Origin of the sequence: Streptomyces sp. PKU-EA00015, assembly GCF_013387495.1 — a bacterium.
Classification (GTDB): Bacteria; Actinomycetota; Actinomycetes; order Streptomycetales; family Streptomycetaceae; genus Streptomyces.
The window spans coordinates 164,539-181,545 of the sequence record NZ_JABZEE010000028.1 but is presented as its reverse complement, the minus strand read 5'-3'; the positions used below and the strand labels follow the sequence as shown (position 1 = coordinate 181,545).

Sequence of the window (17,007 nt, the reverse complement as noted above, 5' to 3'; positions counted from 1 at the left end):
GACTGGGGGCCCTTCGAGTCACCTTAGCGACGGGCGATCTCCTGCTCGATGGTGGCGGCAATAGCGGGCCAAGGAACGGGAAGCGCTGCGATGGTCGTCCAATAGTGGTGTGAGGATCGGACCGCGGCGCTGACTCCCAAGCGCATTGATGCAGGTGTAAGCGTGCTGAGTACCCGGCGCGTAATCCCGCCCGCGCCCCGTGCAGCAGGCGTGATGCCGTTGCCGAGCAGGAGAGTCGCCGTGCGGAGCGCGTCCAACGTGGAATCGGGAGCCGCCCCGGCGAGTGATCCGAAGACCAGCTCATTCCAGTTCTGGAGAGTCCGGGCCCAGGCTAAGCGCTCAAGGCCCGTGCCGAGGTCGACGGCCATGCGCTGAGGGTGCTCAATGTTCCAAAGAAGTACGATGTCGCCGAGCGTGAGATCCAGGTGGCGGAACATGAGGGTCACTCCGGCGACCTGCCGGCGGTACCAGACCTTGAGCTGACCGTAGAGGCTTATGTGCCGTGCGTGGAAGCCGAGTTGTGACAGGACGTAGAGCCAGTCGTCCAGGACGGCCGCGTACTCGTCGATGCTCTGGATCGGCTGTACGCGCGAGACGTTGACGAAAGAAGTCAGATAGCCGTCGAGAAGATCCCCCTTTCCGTCTCTCTCACCAGTGAATCGCACTACTGGTTGCGGGAGAAACCCGCTGCGGTAGGTCGTAGGGCGACCGTCTTTGAGTAGGGGGTCGAGCGCTTGAACTGCTGAGATAGCCAGCTCGGTCTCACGCCCCCAGCGAAGCGGGATGCACGCGTCGCGAGGAACACCGCGGGCGGCAAAGGCGTCCTCCAAGGTCGTCAGGAGTTCGGCCCACGACGGTGATCGGCGAGGCGGTGCATAAGGCGAGCCTCGATGGCGGTGGCAGATCTCAAGATCTGTGCCGTCGATCGTGAAGTCCCAGCTTTGCCCGAGGACTTGTCGAAGCGCGGTTGCTATCTGATGTGCGGGCGACCCGATCAGCATCAGCGTGCCGCCATGGCCTCGAAGTGCCGTGTCGGGTCAAAGCGGTGTTGGCCAACGGCTTGGACCTCGGCGTGGTCCAGTGCGATAGCACATTCGATTGCCTCGGCGAGGGCCTGGGATGCCGTCTCGTCGTCCGCGTCCGGCGAGACGACTGTCGTTACGCCCGTGCGGTCGCAGAGCGCGGCTTGGGCGCAGGTTCCCTCCCGCCACGTAAGGGCGGCTATGGGTGTTCCCGCCCGGAGGGACTCGCCGAAGACGGCGGCGCCCGCTTCCACATAGTTGCGCTCGTAGGTGTAGACGAACACGGAGGCGCCACGGATGGCGGCCGTCTTGGCCGGGCCCCCGAGTTCGCCGACCCACTCCACGTTGTCCGCGGAGAAAACCTCTTCGTGGCTGCGTACGTAGTCCTCGTCGAAGACGGGGCCCACGATGCGGATACGGCGACCGAGTATCTGAGCGGCTCTCGCTGCGAGGTGGGGGGCCTTCTCCGCGTCTATGCGACCGAGCCACACCAGGTCTCGCCCCTTCGCGGCCGGCGGCTCCTCCTCATTGAGGCCCAGGTGGACAGCCAGTTCCGGAACCGGCTGGTGGTCTGCGTATCGCTCGATCATCTCGGGCGAGTAGCAGTAGAGACGTGACCGTTTGCCGTCGAACGCGGAATCGGTGTGCTGGAACACTGGGGAGTGCTGGAACGTGGCTACGTCGCAGTCCAGTTGGCTCCAGGTTCGCACCCAGGCAGGCAGCGACGGATACTCGTGGCCGACGATCAGGAGGTCATAGCCAGCGGCTTTGAGCTCGCGCTCGGCCAGCGAGCCCGCAGTAACATCCTCAAGACGGACCGGCTTGCGAACCCATTCGGGTTCCAGATCCGGGAGCCATCCCGGGCCCAGGAGGTGTACGTCGGCGCCTGCGGCTCGGGCGCCTACTGCGACCGCCCAAAGCCATCGTTCGATCCCGCCGTATCCGGCAGGGGGGAAAGCGTAGCTACCAGGAAAGTCGCAGACGCCGACGAGCACTATGCCTCCGGTGTTCCGTCCGCCGAGATTCGGCGGAAGCCGAGGTACGGGACGAGTGATTCGGGAAGGACGATCGAGCCGTCCTGTTGCTGCCCCTGTTCGAGCAGCGCGGCCAGAGTGCGGCCGATGGGCAGACCCGAGCCGTTGAGCGTGGCCACCAGCTTGGGTTTGCCGTCCGCGCCACGCGTACGGATGTTCGCGCGGCGGGCCTGGAAGGTGCCGAAGTTCGAGACAGACGAAATCTCGCGGTAGGTGTTCTGGCTGGGAAGCCACACCTCAAGGTCGTAGGTGAGCTGGGCGGAGAAGCCGGTGTCGCCAGCCGCAAGTGTGACCACGCGGTACGCGAGGCCCAACTCCTTCAGACAGGCTTCGGCGTGGCCAAGCATCTTCTCCAGCTCGGTGTCGGCATCCTCGGGGTCGCAGATCCGCACCATCTCGACCTTGGTGAACTGGTGCTGGCGGATGAGGCCCCGAGTGTCGCGGCCGTACGATCCGGCCTCCGAGCGGAAGCACGGCGTCTGGGCGGTGAGCGCGACCGGCAGCTCAGCCGACGGGATGATCTCGTCCGCGTAGAGATTGGTCAGCGGGACCTCGGCGGTCGGGATCAGGAACAGCTCACGATCGGCGACGCCGGTCTTGAACAGGTCCTCCTCGAACTTCGGCAGCTGACCCGTGCCGGTCATGGTCTTGCGGGTGACCAGGAACGGGACCGAGTGCTCGACGTAGTCGTGCCGACGCGTGTGGATGTCAAGGAAGAGCGTTACCAGCGCACGCTCCAGCGCGGCGCCCGCTCCACGCGAGACGGCAAAGCGAGGGCCGGAGAGCTTCGTCGCCCGTGCGAAGTCGAGGATGCCGGTTGCCTCGCCGAGATCGACGTGATCCTTCGGCTCGAAGGAGAAGGCCGGCGGAGTCCCCACCCGGCGGACCTCGACCGCGAACTCCTCGGAGTCGCCCTCCGGAGCCCTATCGTCAGGGAGGTTCGGGATGCTGAGGAGGAGGTTGCGAAGCTCGTCCTGCACCTTATCCTGATCGGCTTCGATCTCGCGGATCTGATCCTTGATCTCGCGGGCGCGCTCCTTCAGCTTGGAGATGTCTCCGCCCTGCTTCGCCGTCTGCTGGACCTCGCTTGCCACTCGCTTGGACTCTGCCCGCAGCTCGTCGGCCGAGCGGATGTTCTGGTTCCGCCGCGACTGGAGGCTCTCCAGCGCGGACAGGTCCAGCGAGTATCCGCGGCGAGCGAGGCGACGTACCGCTTCGGCACCCATTTCAATCAGGGCGCGGGCATCATGCATGAGGGGGTTCCTTCTCCTCCGGCGAGTGGTCTACACGGTCGAAGGTAGCAACTGCCGAACCCCCATCGACCCGCAATATCACGGCGTCACCGCGCCCACCTCGATCTTGTGGCTTCTCTCCGTCAAGATCAGCCAGCAGGGTCCCGACCCACTCGTCCAGCGCCTCGTCGGAAACGGTGAGCGGCTCGACGCATGGGGCTTCCGGGAAGAACAGCGGCATAGCCTCGCCGGGGGAGCGGTCTCGATGCCAGAGAAGGATCGACACCAGCAAGCCGTGGCAGACGAGGACGCGAGGCCCCGGGTAGTCCAGGGCCGCGCGTACCCCAGAGAGCATCCTCCGGATGCCCTCTCGCTGGGCCTCTCGGGCACCCGGCGGGCGCTTTGACCCGCCATGATGATCGAGCCACGAGGCGTACTCCAGGAACGGGCCGCCTTCGAACTTCCCGTAGTCCAGCTCGTTGAGCCGAGCGTCCACCACGAGCCTCGACGCAGGTACTCCCATCAGCAGGGAAGCCGTCTGCTGGGCGCGCGGAAACTCGCTCGCCAGCCATGTGCGCACCCTGTGGAGTGGGAGTACGAACCACGCGTTCCGGCATGATCGCACGCCTTCTTCAGTCAGTCGGATGGCGTGGGCTGGGTCTCCGTTGACGAGGTACTGCTTGCTGTAGTCGGTTTGCCCGTGACGGAGGATGAATGTCGTCACCGCTCGCTCCCCGGGCTGGAGGCCATCAGCGAGGACAACACCTTCGCGATCTTCGGCTTCGCGGGATCGTGGATCTCCGTGTAGTAGAGGAAGCCGTCAACCGCGAGGGCCCTGCACCACGGCGTGATCTCTGGGACGGGGATGCGGGAGATCCGAGAAGCAGTGGCCAGCCGATCCGCCACTCCCCCCTCAAGGTCGTAGTAGACCGTCCAGAAGGCCCAGTCGAATGCCGCGTCTCCCACCAAGGGGTGCGGATCGATCAGGCGCGGATGCCCTCCTCCGTCGAATATCACGTTCTCCCGGTACAGATCGGCATGAAGGACCGTGGTCCGGGTGGGGTCTTCCCGCAGGCTGGAGAGCCCCTCGCACGCCTCCTCCACGAGCGTCCCCATTGGCCCAAGATCGAGGCTCTGTGCCCGCTGGTGGATGCGGGGCACAACCACCTCCTGGTGGAAGTGGGCAAGGCTGGGAAGAGCCGGCGTCGGTCTCTTCTGGCCGAGGGAGTGAAGCCCCTGGATCGCAGCGGCCACCATATGTCTCTCACGCGAGAGACGAGCGGCGCCGCCGGGCTGGCCTCCCACCAGCTCCAGGGAGGCCACCGACAGGTCGTCCGCCGTCTCGATGACGTCCGCGATCGGACCGCCAGTCCACACGTGCAGTGCAGCGATCTCGTGGCGGTAGCGGAGCGACTCGTACCACGCCTTGAGGATCAACGGAGTCCCGTCGAGGGCGGTCGCCAGGGCGATGGCAGAGGCGTGTCCCGCATCGTGATAGCCCTGCAACGAGAGCTTCCAGCGCTCCGCCGCCTCGGCCAGGAGGCACGGGGCGGCCCGAAGCCACGCCTCCGCCGATGGGCCGTAGTGATCGAGAAGGCGCCGGCGGCACCCCGGCGGCACTTCTCCGAGCGTGTGCGTCGTCATCAGCTCAGCACGATCCCGTCCGAGACGAGCTCGTCCGTCAGGGCCGGGAACGCCTCAAGGGCCTCGGCAACGAGCGCCTGGACCTTGTCGATCTCAACATCGTGGGAGGAGAGGCGAACCAGGATGCGCCAGGGCTGGTCGAGCCGCTGCCCCGTGGTGCTGACGAGGTGCACCTCGGCCTGCCCATCGGTCGCTTCATGCAGGCGGTGCGCGAGGCGCTGCGCAGCGATGTTGTAGAGCTTGCCGACGTGATACACGGGGTTCTTGCCGTTGGCGCCTTCCAGATTCATCGGGCGCAGAGGGGTGATGAGGCCGTTGACGCGGTTGCCCCGGCCGACGACTCCCTCGTCGCCCGACTCGATTGAGCTTCCCGTGTAGGTGAGGTAGAGCTCGTCCTTCTCGGGCATGTCGCGTGCGTTGAGCCGGAAGCGGGCCTCGGCGCCGGGAAGGCGGATGTCGGCGAGCCGGTGGCACTCGGCGAGGACGCTCTCGGTGTTGCGGATGTACTCCGCCCGGCTGCTGACGTGGCGCGACTTCTGCGGCACGCACAGCACGATGTCCGCGCCTTCTCCATCCCAGTAGCCCATGAGCTTCACGTCCGAGCCGCACCAGGCGTGGGCAAGCCTGAAGTCGCTCTGTCCGGAGAGGTGGTCCACCAGCTCGCGCACGAACGACTCGAAGGGGTTCTCCGGCGCCCAGCCCGTACCGAGCGACGTGTCGTTCGAGAGCCTGACTCGGCGCTCGCGGAGGTCGTCGATGGACCGCGGGTTGAACCAGCGGGTCCTGTCCGGGACCGCATCGCCGGTCAGCACGGCACCGGGGCTCGAATTGCTCGTGATGTTGAAAGTGATGTCGAGGTGATCCGAGACCTCCGGAAGGCGCTCAGCGAAGAACTCCCGGACCTCCGCCTCGACGATCTCCAGGACGGGGATGCTGTCGCCGCCGCAGGCGGGCGCGGCTCGCCCGTTGACCAGAACCCGGACCGGGGCAGTCATCTTGCCGCCGCCGTAGCGGACCTCGCTTGCCCCACCCAGGAGGGCGAGCTTGTCGAAGTTGTGGTGCAGCACGGCGCCGAAGTGCTTCACGGTGTAGCGGCTGTACGCCCGGGACAGTCGTTCGGCCAGGTGGTCGGCAAGGGTGTCGGGGTGTCCGAGCCCCTTGCGCTCGACGATGGTTGTCCCATCGTGTTCGTGGGTGCCGGTCTCGATGACCAGGCGGCTCTTGCCGAAGATCATGCTCGTTCGGGGCATGGCGAACTCCCATCTCAGGGTCGGCAGGGTTGCCCAGCGCAGGCGTCAGTGAGCCCGGCAGGGAAGTGGAAGTGGCTGCTCGGCGCGGTGCTAGCGGTCTGCGGCGACAGGACAAGATTCGCCTGGGGCACGACGGGATCGGAACGTCCTCCCACTGCCCTGGCACCGAACTTTCACCGAACTTGAGGCCCCGACCAGGGCCTTTGCCATCAGCTCCCGCGATGGCGGTGACATGCTGGCCGCATGGCTGAATTGAATGGCAAACCAGTCTCCGTGGATCAGCTCAAGACCCTGGCTCTCACCGGGTATGGACACTTCACGTCCATGCGCGTCGAAGAAGGCCGCGTGCGTGGGCTGTCGCTCCACCTGGAACGGCTCGTGAGGGACTGCCGGGCTCTCTTCGATGCCGAGCTGGACCCGCAACACGTGCAAGATCTGGCGCGGCGCGTAGCCCCGAGTGAGGGTGCATGCGTCGTGCGGGTAACGGTCTTCGACCCGAACTTCGACATGGGCCACCCCGGCGCCAAGGCGGACCCACAAGTACTGGTCACGACGAGGCCGGCGGCGAACCTCCCGCTGTCACCGATGCGGGTGCAGACCAGGAAGTACGTCCGGGATCTGCCGAGTGTGAAGAGCGTTGGTCTGTTCGGGCAGCTTCTACATCGACGAGCCGCCCAGCTCGACGGGTTCGACGATGCCTTGTTCGTCGACGAGCAGTCGCTTGTGTCGGAGGGCGGCACCTGGAACATCGGTTTCTTCGATGGAGACCGGGTGATCTGGCCAGAGGCGGACATCCTCGTAGGAGTGACGATGCAGCTCCTCAAGGCGACACACGAGCACGACGAGCGGCGAGTCCAGCTCGCGGACATCGCAGGCATGCAGGCTGTCTTCGCCACCAACTCGGCAATCGGGGTCCGGGCGATCAGCGGAGTCGACGAAACCACCCTCACCGACGACCACCCAATCATTGACACTCTTCGCAAGGCGTACATGGAGGTACCGGCAGATCCGCTGTAACGGCACGCACTGACGATCATGTGACTACGCTGGGCTCCGTTGATTCACTCAAAGGAGTCTCGGGTGGCCACAGTTGAGAGGTGGACCGGGCTGGAAGTCCGGGCGCTGCGTGAGGCACAGCGGATGAGCATCGAGGCGTTCGCTGCGAAGCTCGGAGTGAGTGATCGCATGGTCTCCAAGTGGGAGGCCCGCGGCGAGACGATCAAGATCCGCCCCGTGAATCAAGCGGCCCTGGACACAGCCCTGGCAACATCTTCGCCGGAGGTCCACGCAAGGTTCGTGAAACTCACCAGCTCTTTGGATTCGGTGTTGCCCGACCAGCGGGCACAGGAAGGATCGGCCCTCCCCAGGCAGCATCAGGTCCGACACCCACATGACGGCAAGAAGATGGCGCTCATTGACGCGGGCGTGTACTTGTCGGGAGCTGGGAATAGCCCTGTCTGGCTCCCATCCTTCTACATCGACCTCTACCCCGTGACGAACTCGGACTATGAGCGATTCGTCGCAGCGACAGGACACGCGACTCCGCAGCACTGGCCCAAGGGCAGGTGCCCAGAGAGCATTCTCGATCACCCCGTAGTGTTCGTCACGTGGCATGATGCAGCCGCCTACGCATCGTGGGCTGGCAAGGAACTACCGAGTTCACAGCAGTGGGAGAAGACGGCCCGAGGCCCCAGGGGCGAGATATACCCCTGGGGCAGTCAGCAGACACCGGCGAAGTGCAACACTCGTGAAAGCGGTATCGGCTCGACCACCCCGGTCACCAGATACCACAGTGGAGTTAGCCCCTACGGTGTCTATGACATGTGCGGCAATACGTGGGAGTGGACTTCGACGCTCTCCGAGCCGGGCCGGTACGAGCTCAAGGCAGGAGCTTGGACCAGCCCCTTCTCTCGGGTCACTCCTGCCGCCTTCAATGACGCATCTGCGGACATGTTTGATGACGACACAGGGTTCCGATGTGGCATCTCAGCGGAGGATTTACACCAACTGCTGGGTGATTAGCGTCCACGTACTCGCTTCCGTTCAGGCAGCGGGAGTCAGGACGACGAGCAGAGGACCCGCAGCCGTGTCCCAGCCACGCCCAGCCTCGACTGCCGCCTTGCCGGCACTGGCTATGCCGTCGCGGACGGGGGCGAGGAAGCTATCGCGAAAGTGCGCCTGAGCGTCGGGGTTCATGCCGCTCGCTGTAACGGCCGCTCCGACCCTCTGGTTTAGGACCGCAGCCGCCTCGCCGAAGTCGTTGCCAGTCCACTCGTCCGCATGCTCGGCGACCAGCGCCCACGTCATTTTGAACATGGCTACAGATTAACTTCCGCGCAGAACGAGCAGCCAGTCAAGTAATCACCTCGGCCGTGGATTCAAGCCGGTTGAGGACGAGGCGAATCAGGCCGTTGAGTGCGCGGGCCTGGCGGGAGTTCTGTCGCGTCAGGAGCTGCACCTGTGCCATCAACTCGACGTTATTCGGCGAGCTCAGGGCTAGGAAAGCATTGTTCGTCCTGAGGTCGTCCTTGTTGGCATTCGTCGATGCGACGGCCTGCGAGACCAGCGTCTCGCGGACCAGCCGCGCGCCGAGTCCTGCGTTCTCCGCATCGTTGTACGGACGAGAGGCGACCGCACCATCCGACTGGCGCTCGTAGTAGGTGCGGGTCACGTCGTCCCACCACTCCAAGGTGCCCTCGGGAATTGGTTCGCTCACGCCGCGTTCTCCAAGTCGTCGTAACTGTCGATGTAGTCAGTGCCGTTGAGGTGGGCGGCGAGCCTGCCGACACCTCGTTCGAGCCGGTAGCGGACGGCCCGGTCAGTGACCGCCTCGCGGGCTGCTATCCGGCGGTCGTCCCAGTCGAGGGCGAAGCGCATGAACAGCACCCGGCGTTCGGCCAGGGAAAGAGGGGCCGTCACCCAGCCCCGCCGGATGTCGGCGAGGTGGGCGAACAGGACGCCCGCGGATTTCTTGTCGACGGTGCCTATCGGCATGTCGGCGTCCGGGGCCGTGGGATTACGGATGCCGTACGCCGTCTCGCTGTCCCACACCGCCGGCAGCAGGTGCTCAACCAGGCGCCGGTCGTACCCGCTCACACGCGCCCCCTCTCGGCCGTGCGGCATGCCGCCTCGTACGAGGTGTGGCGAATACGATGCTTGGCCTCGGTCTTCACTCGGTCGATAAGGTCTAGGACCAGACGGTGGTAAAGGACGCCGAGCCCGAGGTCCGGGTCGGAGAGGCACTCGTTCACCATGGCGGGCTTGGTCGCCAGGATGATCAGCGCCTCTTGCCTCGCGTCGTCGTACTCCATCGTCAGTGTGTCCTCGTAGCCGTCCGCGATCCGGCGGGCAGCCCGGCCAGCAAGAGCCACCACCTCGGGCAAGTCGAGGACGCGCCAGTCGGCGGCCGGGGAAGAGGTCACCTGACCACCTCCTTCACCGGCACCTGACCGTCACGCGTGACCATGACCATCAGGCCCGGCGCCCCCACGGTTCCCGTGCGGTGCCGCCACCACGTCGACTCGGACTCCATCGCCGGCACCTGCACGAAGGTCCTCGGGCCGTCCGTGTCGATGAACTCGTGATGCAGGTGACCAGCGAGAAGCAGATCGGCTGTATGCATTGCGCTGGCCTTGTTGAACGCCTGGCCGCGCCACCACTCGAAGTGCCGCCCCGCGCGCCACTGATGTCCGTGGGCATGAGCGACGACTGTCCCCGAGCAGTCGACGACGACCGTCAGCTCGTCCGTGTCCGGGACGTACACCTCGACGTGCGTGTACTCCTCGCCCGCAATCGCGAGGGCCTCACCGACCGCGACAAGGGCGTCCGTGTCGTGGCTGTCGTCGTAGCGGGTGACGCCCTTACCACCCGGCCGGACAGCCTCGCCGTGATTGCCAGGCACAGCCGCGACCGTGAGCCGGTCCACCTGCGGCGCGAATTCCATTACGCCGTGCGCCATCACGCGGCGGGTGAGCCGGATCTGTTCCGTCAGCGTCAGCGGGGTGCGCCACACGTTCGCCCCGCCCTGCGACTGGAAACCTTCGACGTGATCGCCGAGCCAGGCAATGTGAACGTGCCCGATGCGGAACCGCTTCCGGTACTCGGGAAGCAGGTTGGCCGCCTTGTCGATGCACTTCATTGCGCGGCGAAGGGTGCCCTCGGGGCCGTCTCCGTCGAGCTTGCCGAACTGCATGTCGCCAAGCGCGACGACGTACGTCCATTCGCCGCCGGCCTCCGTGACGGCCCGGCTCGGCGTGTAGGTGTCGAATGCTCGAAGGAGCTCGTCAAGGTCCGGCCGCTCGGCGACCGCGTCAGCCTTGCGACGGCCGAAGGAGAAGCGGGCCGAGACGCCCGGCTCGCCGTTCGCCATGGTCCACTCGCTCGACCGAAAGCCGGTGATCTCCCACTCGGCGGGGTCGAGCTGGTGCGCACGGAGCACGTCGGCTGCGGTGGACTCCGGGTCGGTCCCTTCGGGGCCGCGCACGGTCACCTCGGCCGCGTCGCCCGTGACCTCGATCTGTCGCGTGAAGTCCTTGTCGGGGTCGGCCTGGCGGCCTGCGAGGGCCGGTGCGGTCGGTGTCGCAAGAAGGTCGTTCAGCAGCTCGGACTTGTTCAAACTTTACACTCCATCGCGAAGGGATCGGCGGTATGTGCGGATGGTGGATGCCGATACGGCGTGGCCGTGCTTGCGTAGGACCAGGGCAAGGCGCTCGGCCGAGGAACCGTCGAGGAGCCGGACGAGGACCGTCTCGCGAACGTCGGGTTCCAGCTCCTCGTACAGGCGCTTGAGCGTGGGGCCGGGGTTGCCCGGCAGGGGGTCGCTCACTTTGGCTCCCGGTCGATCTGGCCAATGGCTGCCACGGCAAGCGAGGCGAGACGTACGAGGCCGCTGCGGATCTCCGCAGCAGTGCGTCCGCCGAAGGCGGCGAAGGCGACCTGCACTGCCAGGCCGTCGATCCCGAGGCGGCCCTCGGTTTCCCGGTTCTTGTTGATCCGCTCCCAGTCGTCGCCCCGTCTGCGGTAGTTGTCGGCGCCCCGCTCGGGGAGATGCCCGCCGACCAGCTTCGAGGGCAGGTCGCCTATCGTCCGGGCGTGGTTGCGGACCTCCGTGAGTACGGGGGCCAGCGGGTCGGCCGTCCGTGCGGGCCGCTTGGCTGCGGTCTTCTTGACGGTCGCCTCGGTCACTGGTCGTCCTCCTTAATCAGGCTCAGAAGGGCGTTCGCGCCCTCCTGCATGTAGGTCTCTGTTACGTCGCCGTCCCGCAGGCGTATGCCCTTCGCGGAACGCAGAGCGCGGCAGATGCGGGCTGTGAACTCAGCGCCGGCATCGTCGGGGTCGCCCCACACCCGGACGCGGTTGAAGCCCGCCAGCATGCGCCTGTGCCGGCCCTGCCAGATGGAGGCGCCGGGGATGGCGACTGCGTGAAGGCCGAGCTTCTCCAGGATGATCCGGTCGAGTTCGCCCTCGGTCACCTCGATCACACTGTCGGCCTTGTGGACGGAGCCGACGCCGTACATGCGGGGCGGATCGTCCTTGATGGTGTTGTACTTGCCGTGGCCGAAGGCGCGGTGATCGTGGTCTTCCAGGCAGCGGAAGCGGATCGTCAGCGGGGCGTCCGTGCGGTCGAGGTAGGGGATGGCGAGCATTCCCCTGTATTTCTCGTGGCCGGGGAAGGGGCGGTCACCGACGACGCCAAGCCGGTACGTAGCCGCCTCCTCGCGGCCGATTCCCCGGCCGAGGAGATACCTTGCGGCGTCCGCCGTAAGCGCTGCCTGATAGGCCGCGGTCGCTTCCTCCAGCATCTCGCGTTGCGAGGGAGAGAGAGGCCGCAAGGGCTCGCGCTCCGCCAAAGTCGGTGCCTTCCTTTTCCATGATCAGAGTGAATGAGTCGCCACCCTTGCCGCAGGAGTGGCATTTCCAGAGCTGTCGGTCGGTGTTCCAGGAGAAGGACGGTGTCTGGTCGTCGTGGAGTGGACATGGGGCCATGCCCGTAGCGCGCTGAGTGTCGTAGTCGACGCCGTAGTGATCGAGGACCGATTCGAGCGTCGGCTTTTCCTGGTCCTGGTGCACGCCCTCGATTCGGCGGAACCTCATGAGACCCGCCTCCCGACGAACCACCCCTTGTCGTCGTCGTATCCGAGTTCGTCGAGCCCCTGACCGGCGGCCGTGCTCAGGTCGAACCGGCCCAACTCTCTGATAAGACGCTCACGTTCGGCCACTTCTTCGAAGGTGATCGCGGTCATTCGGCGTCCAGCCCGAAGTACGCCTCGACCGTGGTCAGGACGAACGCCTTGCGCCACCCCTTGCCTCGGCGCTTCACCACGACGACGGTCTCAACGCGGTCGGCTTCGATTCCGCGGTGCTTGGCGAAGTTCAGGCGCTCACGCTCGGCCTCGTCGAGGAACGGGCCGGGCGTGAACTTGGCGTTCTTCGTCTCGATGACCGTGAACAGGCCGCCGTCCTCGCGGATGACGAGATCTCCCTCATCCTCTGCGCCGGTCAGCCGCAGCCGCTCAGCGTCCTCGCCCACGGACCGCAGGCCCGCGAGGAGTTCCGTCTCCCAAGCGGCGCCCTTACGGCGGTTGGTCTTGTTCCGCTCAGCGATTGAGGTCAATCTTTACACTCCCTGCTTCTGAAGGACGGCGGTCGGTGACCAGGGCTGTTCCGGGGACGCAACGGGGACGAGGCGTTCGAGCTTCGAGAAGCGCGTCACCTCGGGGTGGCAGCGCATCGACGCGTACCGCTTGGCGGTCGGGTCGCACGGACCCATGCGCTGTTTGATCACCGCGACCCGGTACTCGTGGCTCGTCGGGTCGAGGGCCACAGAGAGACTCAGCTCGGGCTTCTCGCTCAAGCCGCCCTTAACCTGGTCCCGGCTCGGCGGGGCCCATGGGTCCGACTTTGCCTCCCATGACTTATCTGACGCGTGATGCAGGACGATCACGGTCGCGCCTGTCGCGCGGGCCAGCTCGGTCAGGCCTGACATGACGGCCATCTGTTCCGTGTAGTCCGACTCGGCGCCGTCAAAATCCATGAGGTTGTCGAACACGAACACCTGCGGGTAGTTGTCCCACAACTCCACCCAGGCTTCGAGCTCCTCGTCGATGGCCTGCCACGTGATCGGCGAGCCGAAGGAGAAGGTGAACGGCAGACCGGACAGGGCGTTGAGGTACTCAACACGGTGACGGCCGCCGGCAGCCATACCCGCTTCCACCATCTCGGTCGTGTCGCCGGTCATCATCGACGCCAGGCGGCTGCTCGCAGTGAAGGCCGACATGTCGGCGGAGAAATACAGGGTCGGCAACCCCATCTGAGCCGTCCAGTACAGAGCGAACCCGGACTTCTGCGTACCCGAGCGGCCCGCGATCATGACCACCTCGCCGTGGCGAGGACGGCACCCCATCGCATACAGGGCGTCGAACGCCTCGACGCGCGGCAACTCCTTGCCGGATTCGACATGCAGGGCCAGCGACCTAGCAGGGGTCAGCACTCGGTGGCTCCTCTCGGTGAACGACGCAGTGGGCACCTGTCGAAGGATTCAAGTGGTTCACGGGTCCTCCAAACCCGCGAGAGCTGGGGCCAGCCCTATGACCGGCCCCAGCTCGTCACGGAGGTCAGTCGAAATCGGGGGCCTCGGCGACGGCCGCGTTCAGGGCGGCCTCGCGGGCCTCGGCGTACTCGATGACCTTCTGTCGGACCACAGCGTCGTTGCAGGGGCGCCAGACCCACGCAGGGTGCGCGCCCGGCCGCTTCGGCGGGACCTGCGCCAGGGTGACGATTGTGGCTCCGCCGACGACCTTCTCCAGGTCACGGGCGAGAAGGGTCTGCTCTACCCGCATCCCCTTGTTGACCTCGGGCGAGAGCCTGTCGAGGCTCTCGCGGTCCTTGAACACGGTCACGTCACACAGGGCCGAGTCCTTCGGCCCGTTCGGGGTGGGGCGCTGGTGCTCGTAGCTGTTGACCTCGATGAGGAACGCGATGGCGTCCTTGACCTCAGCGGGCTTGAACCAGCCGCCGCCAGCGGTCGGGATCTCAACGAAGTTCAGGGGCACTCGGTTTCTCCTTCAGTTCGGCAAAAGGGGGTCGGCTCGGAGAGCCGCGGTGTGATCACTGCGCCCAGCACGGAGACGGCCAGGACCAGGACGAGGGCGATGACAGGCACTGGGGTTAGCCGTTCTTCAGGGCCCGGCCACGGGCCTTGTAGGAGGCCATTACGCTGGGATCGGCGAACATCGCCTGGTTGGCGGCCCACAGCTTTTGCAGGTCGGCGATGGTCGTCTGCTTCTGGATCTCGCCGAGAATCCAGGCGGACGCGTTGTCGTTCTTGGACTCGGGCTGAGCGGCCGAAGCGGCTGCCCAGGGGTCGTCCGCCGCTGACTTCGCGAGAGCAGGGTCGGAGATGATCTGAGCGTCGAGGATCGAGGCGATGTTGCCCTTCCCGTGCGCGAGGTTCGTTGCGTTGACGACGAGATCGCTAAGCGAGAGGGTGGTTACATCTTTACACTCGAACCCGAAGTAGTCGCAGATCAAATCGCGGACCTGTCTCACGGAGCCGCGGAAGACGGCCCAGGTGTCCTCATAGCCCTTGCCGTACTTGATGGTGACTCCAATGGAGCCGTCCGGGTAGGACGTGACGAGTTCGGCCTGATCTGCTTTCACTTCACTCCCTCGTTGTGTGGGTTCAAACTTAACACGCAGGCCGCAGCTGAGCGACCTTCGGATCTGTGAGGCCGCTCACCCAGGGGCGCATCGCGCCCTTCACGCTGCGCATGACGCGGATCTCGCGGGCGAGCTTGGCCGCAGCCCAGCCGATCTCAAGGTCCACCCAGTGAAGGGTGCAATCCCCCGAGCCTGCGGGCAGGTTGATGATGATGCCCCACTTCTGGGAGACGTCACCCGGCAGGGAGGTGTACGCCTGGGCGGCCTCTTCCGCCGGCACCTCCCGCTTCTTCCAGGCCGCGAACGCCTTCCTGTCGGCAGGGTCCACGGGGAAGCGGGTGTAGTCGTAGAACTCGCCCCGGCTGTAGACCGCGAGCTGGGAGGCCATCTTCAGGGCGCCGTACCGGACGGAGCCGGTCTTGAGGTCGCCGATGAAGCGGCCCTCGACGTGCTTGCCCTCCGGGTCCGGTCCGGCGTATTCGAGTAGCCGGTCGAACGTGCCGCCCGTGCCTAGCTCGGGCACCACGACGAACCGCTCAACGGCCTTGACCTCGAAGTCCACGGTGGCACCCATGTACGCGGTCATGTCCCGCAGGTCGAGCGCCGCTGTACCGGCGGGCAGAGGCTCGCCGCGGTCTACGTACTCCGACAGCGTGTGAAGGTACGTACCCTTCTCGCGCTTGGTGTTGGCCCCGGCAATGTCGATCGCCTGATCGGCGAGTGTGTTGAGCTTGCGCTTGTCGCCTTGGTCGTCGGGGTTGAGCTGCTTCACCACGTCCAGCATGGACGGGCGCTTCGCCGCCCCCACCAGGGTCATGCGCTTGTGCCAGTCACCCAGGGCGGACTTGTCCTCGATGCAGTCGATGAACGTCGTCGTGCGGGTCAGTGGCACGGGCTTGCCGCCCTGCTTCGGGATGACGAGCGGTCGGTCCCAGCCGTCGCGGGGGACCACAGGTGCCGGGGTCAGGTCAACGATTCTCAAGCGTGGCCTCCATGTCTTAGGCGGTAGCGGGGGGCTCGTTGAACGGATCGTCGGGGGAAGTCGGCACCAGCCATAGCCGGACCGAGCCATCGTCGAGGAACTCAGGCTCGTGCTCCTCCTCGGTGAGCGGCTCCAGGCCGACGAGCCGTGTCGCGTTCAGGGCCTCCCGTACGTCGCAGGCCGGGCTGTCCGGCCGAATCACCAGAGCACAGTTCCAGTCGGTCGGGTCTCCGACGAGACGAACACCAGGCGGAAGACTCGGCGACTCGAAACCTCTCATGAACGCGGTGCCCCCCTGCATGTAAACATTGAACAAGTGGAGGACCGTTCTACGTGGCCCTCGAAGGTGGTGTCAACCTGCATAAATGTCCGTCGGGACATGCCGCAGGCATATGCCACGAGGGTGACCGTCGAAGCGGGTCAATGGTTGCACTCGGGTCTGACAATCGCTCGAACAATCGATCGAGCGCGGCGAAGGGCCAGGTCAGGGGGTGTGCGGAAGCACCCCCGCCGACCTTGGCGGGGGTGCGTACGAACGAACGTTCGAAGATTCGGGTACTATGCGTGCATCAGTCGCGAGCCTGGTTGCCCGTCTTGAGGCTCGGCTTGCGAATGAGGTCGTCGTCCTGCGCCTCGCGAGGCACGTAGAAAAAGCCCGCCTCGGTGTCGGGGTCGTAGTGCACGACGAGCTGGTCCTCGTTGAGACTCTGCTTCCAGGAGGTGAGGCGCTTGAGGTCGCGGTCGCTCACGTCACGGTCGGCACGCCTCCGCGCCTCGACTCGTAGCATGATCGCCGGATACATGTGCCGGTGCTCATCCTTCACCTTCCAGGGGAGAAGCTCGTCATCCCGCAGGTTGCGGCGATCCAGCCCCTTGCGCCGGCGGAAGGCTGCCCACATCGGGATGCTTGTCTCGATGCCGTACTTCTTCAGGTACGTCTCCTGCATCCATGTGTAGGTTCGACCTTCCTCGAACCACCTAATGACCTCTTGCTCATCTTGGATCTTCCTTGGCGGCATCTGTCCCCCTTGAGTGGGCGATCGGCTCATCCCTCGGGTGAGACCGAGGCCGTGTTCGAGTAAAGGTTGACCAATCCGAGGCGATCATGTCAAGCTGAAACCCGACAGCGACGGCGTTGTTGCACCAAGTAAACAGGTGACCCCGGCAGCGCGCCAACGCTCCGGG

General features: G+C 65.6%; 24 protein-coding genes and 1 pseudogene. 2 read left to right on the top strand and 23 right to left on the bottom strand.

From position 1 onward, the window contains the following. Positions 1–23 precede the first annotated feature (23 nt). The 6 genes and pseudogenes from HW130_RS18755 to HW130_RS18730 all read right to left on the bottom strand — a co-directional run bounded on the left by HW130_RS18755 (position 24) and on the right by HW130_RS18730 (position 6,182). Positions 24–1,001 (bottom strand): hypothetical protein, encoded by a 978-nt coding sequence (locus HW130_RS18755; RefSeq protein WP_256356163.1) that lies wholly within the window; start codon positions 999–1,001, stop codon positions 24–26. Next, positions 1,001–2,017 carry a glycosyltransferase gene (locus HW130_RS36750; protein ID WP_177150764.1) on the bottom strand — a complete coding sequence of 339 codons (1,017 nt, stop codon included), beginning with the start codon at positions 2,015–2,017 and terminating at the stop codon, positions 1,001–1,003. Before HW130_RS36750 ends, HW130_RS18755 begins: the two co-directional genes overlap by 1 nt. Then, positions 2,017–3,309 carry a serine--tRNA ligase gene (serS, locus tag HW130_RS18745; protein ID WP_177150763.1) on the bottom strand — a complete coding sequence of 431 codons (1,293 nt, stop codon included), beginning with the start codon at positions 3,307–3,309 and terminating at the stop codon, positions 2,017–2,019. The genes HW130_RS36750 and serS overlap by 1 nt, the downstream gene beginning before the upstream one ends. A gap of 220 nt (positions 3,310–3,529) precedes the next feature. After that, positions 3,530–4,012, bottom strand: a pseudogene (locus HW130_RS18740) (histidine phosphatase family protein); the annotation flags it as partial. Further along, complete coding sequence (locus HW130_RS18735) at positions 4,009–4,932, bottom strand: aminoglycoside phosphotransferase family protein (RefSeq protein WP_177150761.1); 924 nt, start codon at positions 4,930–4,932, stop codon at positions 4,009–4,011. The gene HW130_RS18735 and the pseudogene HW130_RS18740, both read right to left, overlap by 4 nt. Further along, the gene (locus HW130_RS18730) at positions 4,932–6,182 is read right to left on the bottom strand and encodes a methionine adenosyltransferase (protein ID WP_177150760.1); all 1,251 of its coding nucleotides are present in this window, start codon (positions 6,180–6,182) and stop codon (positions 4,932–4,934) included. The genes HW130_RS18735 and HW130_RS18730 overlap by 1 nt, the downstream gene beginning before the upstream one ends. Positions 6,183–6,425: 243 nt before the next feature. Here HW130_RS18730 and HW130_RS18725 point away from each other — a divergent pair, with 243 nt between their 5' ends. Then, positions 6,426–7,199: an aminotransferase class IV family protein gene (locus HW130_RS18725; protein ID WP_177150759.1), complete on the top strand. Its 774-nt coding sequence runs from the start codon at positions 6,426–6,428 to the stop codon at positions 7,197–7,199. 63 nt (positions 7,200–7,262) lie between these two features. Next, positions 7,263–8,204, top strand: coding sequence for an SUMF1/EgtB/PvdO family nonheme iron enzyme (locus tag HW130_RS18720; RefSeq protein ID WP_177150758.1), 942 nt, complete (start codon positions 7,263–7,265; stop codon positions 8,202–8,204). 21 nt (positions 8,205–8,225) lie between these two features. Here HW130_RS18720 and HW130_RS18715 read toward each other — a convergent pair whose 3' ends face one another. The 17 genes from HW130_RS18715 to HW130_RS18635 form a co-directional block, all read right to left on the bottom strand. After that, positions 8,226–8,498: a hypothetical protein gene (locus HW130_RS18715; RefSeq protein WP_177150757.1), complete on the bottom strand. Its 273-nt coding sequence runs from the start codon at positions 8,496–8,498 to the stop codon at positions 8,226–8,228. A gap of 37 nt (positions 8,499–8,535) precedes the next feature. Further along, the gene (locus HW130_RS18710; protein ID WP_177150756.1) at positions 8,536–8,898 is read right to left on the bottom strand and encodes a hypothetical protein; all 363 of its coding nucleotides are present in this window, start codon (positions 8,896–8,898) and stop codon (positions 8,536–8,538) included. Continuing rightward, on the bottom strand, positions 8,895–9,278 hold the full coding sequence (locus HW130_RS18705; protein WP_177150755.1) for a hypothetical protein: 384 nt from the start codon (positions 9,276–9,278) through the stop codon (positions 8,895–8,897). The genes HW130_RS18710 and HW130_RS18705 overlap by 4 nt, the downstream gene beginning before the upstream one ends. After that, positions 9,275–9,604 carry a hypothetical protein gene (locus tag HW130_RS18700; RefSeq protein WP_177150754.1) on the bottom strand — a complete coding sequence of 110 codons (330 nt, stop codon included), beginning with the start codon at positions 9,602–9,604 and terminating at the stop codon, positions 9,275–9,277. The genes HW130_RS18705 and HW130_RS18700 overlap by 4 nt, the downstream gene beginning before the upstream one ends. Continuing rightward, positions 9,601–10,797: a hypothetical protein gene (locus tag HW130_RS18695; RefSeq protein WP_177150753.1), complete on the bottom strand. Its 1,197-nt coding sequence runs from the start codon at positions 10,795–10,797 to the stop codon at positions 9,601–9,603. The genes HW130_RS18700 and HW130_RS18695 overlap by 4 nt, the downstream gene beginning before the upstream one ends. Positions 10,798–10,800: 3 nt before the next feature. Beyond that, entirely contained in the window at positions 10,801–11,007 is a 207-nt protein-coding gene (locus HW130_RS18690; protein ID WP_177150752.1) for a hypothetical protein, read from the bottom strand. Then, positions 11,004–11,366: a hypothetical protein gene (locus HW130_RS18685; RefSeq protein WP_177150751.1), complete on the bottom strand. Its 363-nt coding sequence runs from the start codon at positions 11,364–11,366 to the stop codon at positions 11,004–11,006. The genes HW130_RS18690 and HW130_RS18685 overlap by 4 nt, the downstream gene beginning before the upstream one ends. Next, a complete protein-coding gene (locus HW130_RS18680; RefSeq protein ID WP_256356174.1) occupies positions 11,363–11,980 on the bottom strand; it encodes a topoisomerase in 618 nt (205 codons plus the stop codon). Before HW130_RS18680 ends, HW130_RS18685 begins: the two co-directional genes overlap by 4 nt. After that, a complete protein-coding gene (locus HW130_RS18675) occupies positions 11,862–12,275 on the bottom strand; it encodes a CHC2 zinc finger domain-containing protein (RefSeq protein ID WP_177150749.1) in 414 nt (137 codons plus the stop codon). Before HW130_RS18675 ends, HW130_RS18680 begins: the two co-directional genes overlap by 119 nt. Then, positions 12,272–12,424 (bottom strand): hypothetical protein, encoded by a 153-nt coding sequence (locus HW130_RS18670; protein WP_177150748.1) that lies wholly within the window; start codon positions 12,422–12,424, stop codon positions 12,272–12,274. The genes HW130_RS18675 and HW130_RS18670 overlap by 4 nt, the downstream gene beginning before the upstream one ends. Then, positions 12,421–12,795, bottom strand: coding sequence for a hypothetical protein (locus tag HW130_RS18665; RefSeq protein WP_177150747.1), 375 nt, complete (start codon positions 12,793–12,795; stop codon positions 12,421–12,423). Before HW130_RS18665 ends, HW130_RS18670 begins: the two co-directional genes overlap by 4 nt. 3 nt (positions 12,796–12,798) lie before the next feature. Further along, positions 12,799–13,671, bottom strand: a complete 873-nt coding sequence (locus HW130_RS18660; RefSeq protein ID WP_177150746.1) for an AAA family ATPase — start codon at positions 13,669–13,671, stop codon at positions 12,799–12,801. A 124-nt stretch (positions 13,672–13,795) separates the two neighbouring features. Next, a complete protein-coding gene (locus HW130_RS18655; RefSeq protein WP_177150745.1) occupies positions 13,796–14,233 on the bottom strand; it encodes a hypothetical protein in 438 nt (145 codons plus the stop codon). 115 nt (positions 14,234–14,348) lie between these two features. After that, positions 14,349–14,840, bottom strand: a complete 492-nt coding sequence (locus HW130_RS18650; RefSeq protein WP_177150744.1) for a hypothetical protein — start codon at positions 14,838–14,840, stop codon at positions 14,349–14,351. Between the two features lie 28 nt (positions 14,841–14,868). Then, entirely contained in the window at positions 14,869–15,822 is a 954-nt protein-coding gene (locus HW130_RS18645; protein ID WP_177150743.1) for a hypothetical protein, read from the bottom strand. 16 nt (positions 15,823–15,838) lie between these two features. Further along, a complete protein-coding gene (locus HW130_RS18640) occupies positions 15,839–16,024 on the bottom strand; it encodes a hypothetical protein (RefSeq protein WP_177150742.1) in 186 nt (61 codons plus the stop codon). A 367-nt stretch (positions 16,025–16,391) separates the two neighbouring features. Next, positions 16,392–16,769 (bottom strand): hypothetical protein, encoded by a 378-nt coding sequence (locus HW130_RS18635; protein ID WP_256356162.1) that lies wholly within the window; start codon positions 16,767–16,769, stop codon positions 16,392–16,394. Between the last annotated feature and the right edge of the window lie 238 nt (positions 16,770–17,007).

Bases quoted from the DNA above. Each gene is read 5' to 3' on its own strand.
- HW130_RS18735 (WP_177150761.1), bottom strand. From the start codon at position 4,932: ATGACGACGCACACGCTCGGAGAAGTGCCGCCGGGGTGCCGCCGGCGC.
- HW130_RS18675 (WP_177150749.1), bottom strand. From the start codon at position 12,275: ATGAGGTTCCGCCGAATCGAGGGCGTGCACCAGGACCAGGAAAAGCCG.
- HW130_RS18670 (WP_177150748.1), bottom strand. From the start codon at position 12,424: ATGACCGCGATCACCTTCGAAGAAGTGGCCGAACGTGAGCGTCTTATC.
- HW130_RS18635 (WP_256356162.1), bottom strand. From the start codon at position 16,769: ATGCAGGAGACGTACCTGAAGAAGTACGGCATCGAGACAAGCATCCCG.
- HW130_RS18730 (WP_177150760.1), bottom strand. From the start codon at position 6,182: ATGCCCCGAACGAGCATGATCTTCGGCAAGAGCCGCCTGGTCATCGAG.
- serS (WP_177150763.1), bottom strand. From the start codon at position 3,309: ATGCATGATGCCCGCGCCCTGATTGAAATGGGTGCCGAAGCGGTACGT.
- HW130_RS18755 (WP_256356163.1), bottom strand. From the start codon at position 1,001: ATGCTGATCGGGTCGCCCGCACATCAGATAGCAACCGCGCTTCGACAA.
- HW130_RS18725 (WP_177150759.1), top strand. From the start codon at position 6,426: ATGGCTGAATTGAATGGCAAACCAGTCTCCGTGGATCAGCTCAAGACC.
- HW130_RS18715 (WP_177150757.1), bottom strand. From the start codon at position 8,498: ATGTTCAAAATGACGTGGGCGCTGGTCGCCGAGCATGCGGACGAGTGG.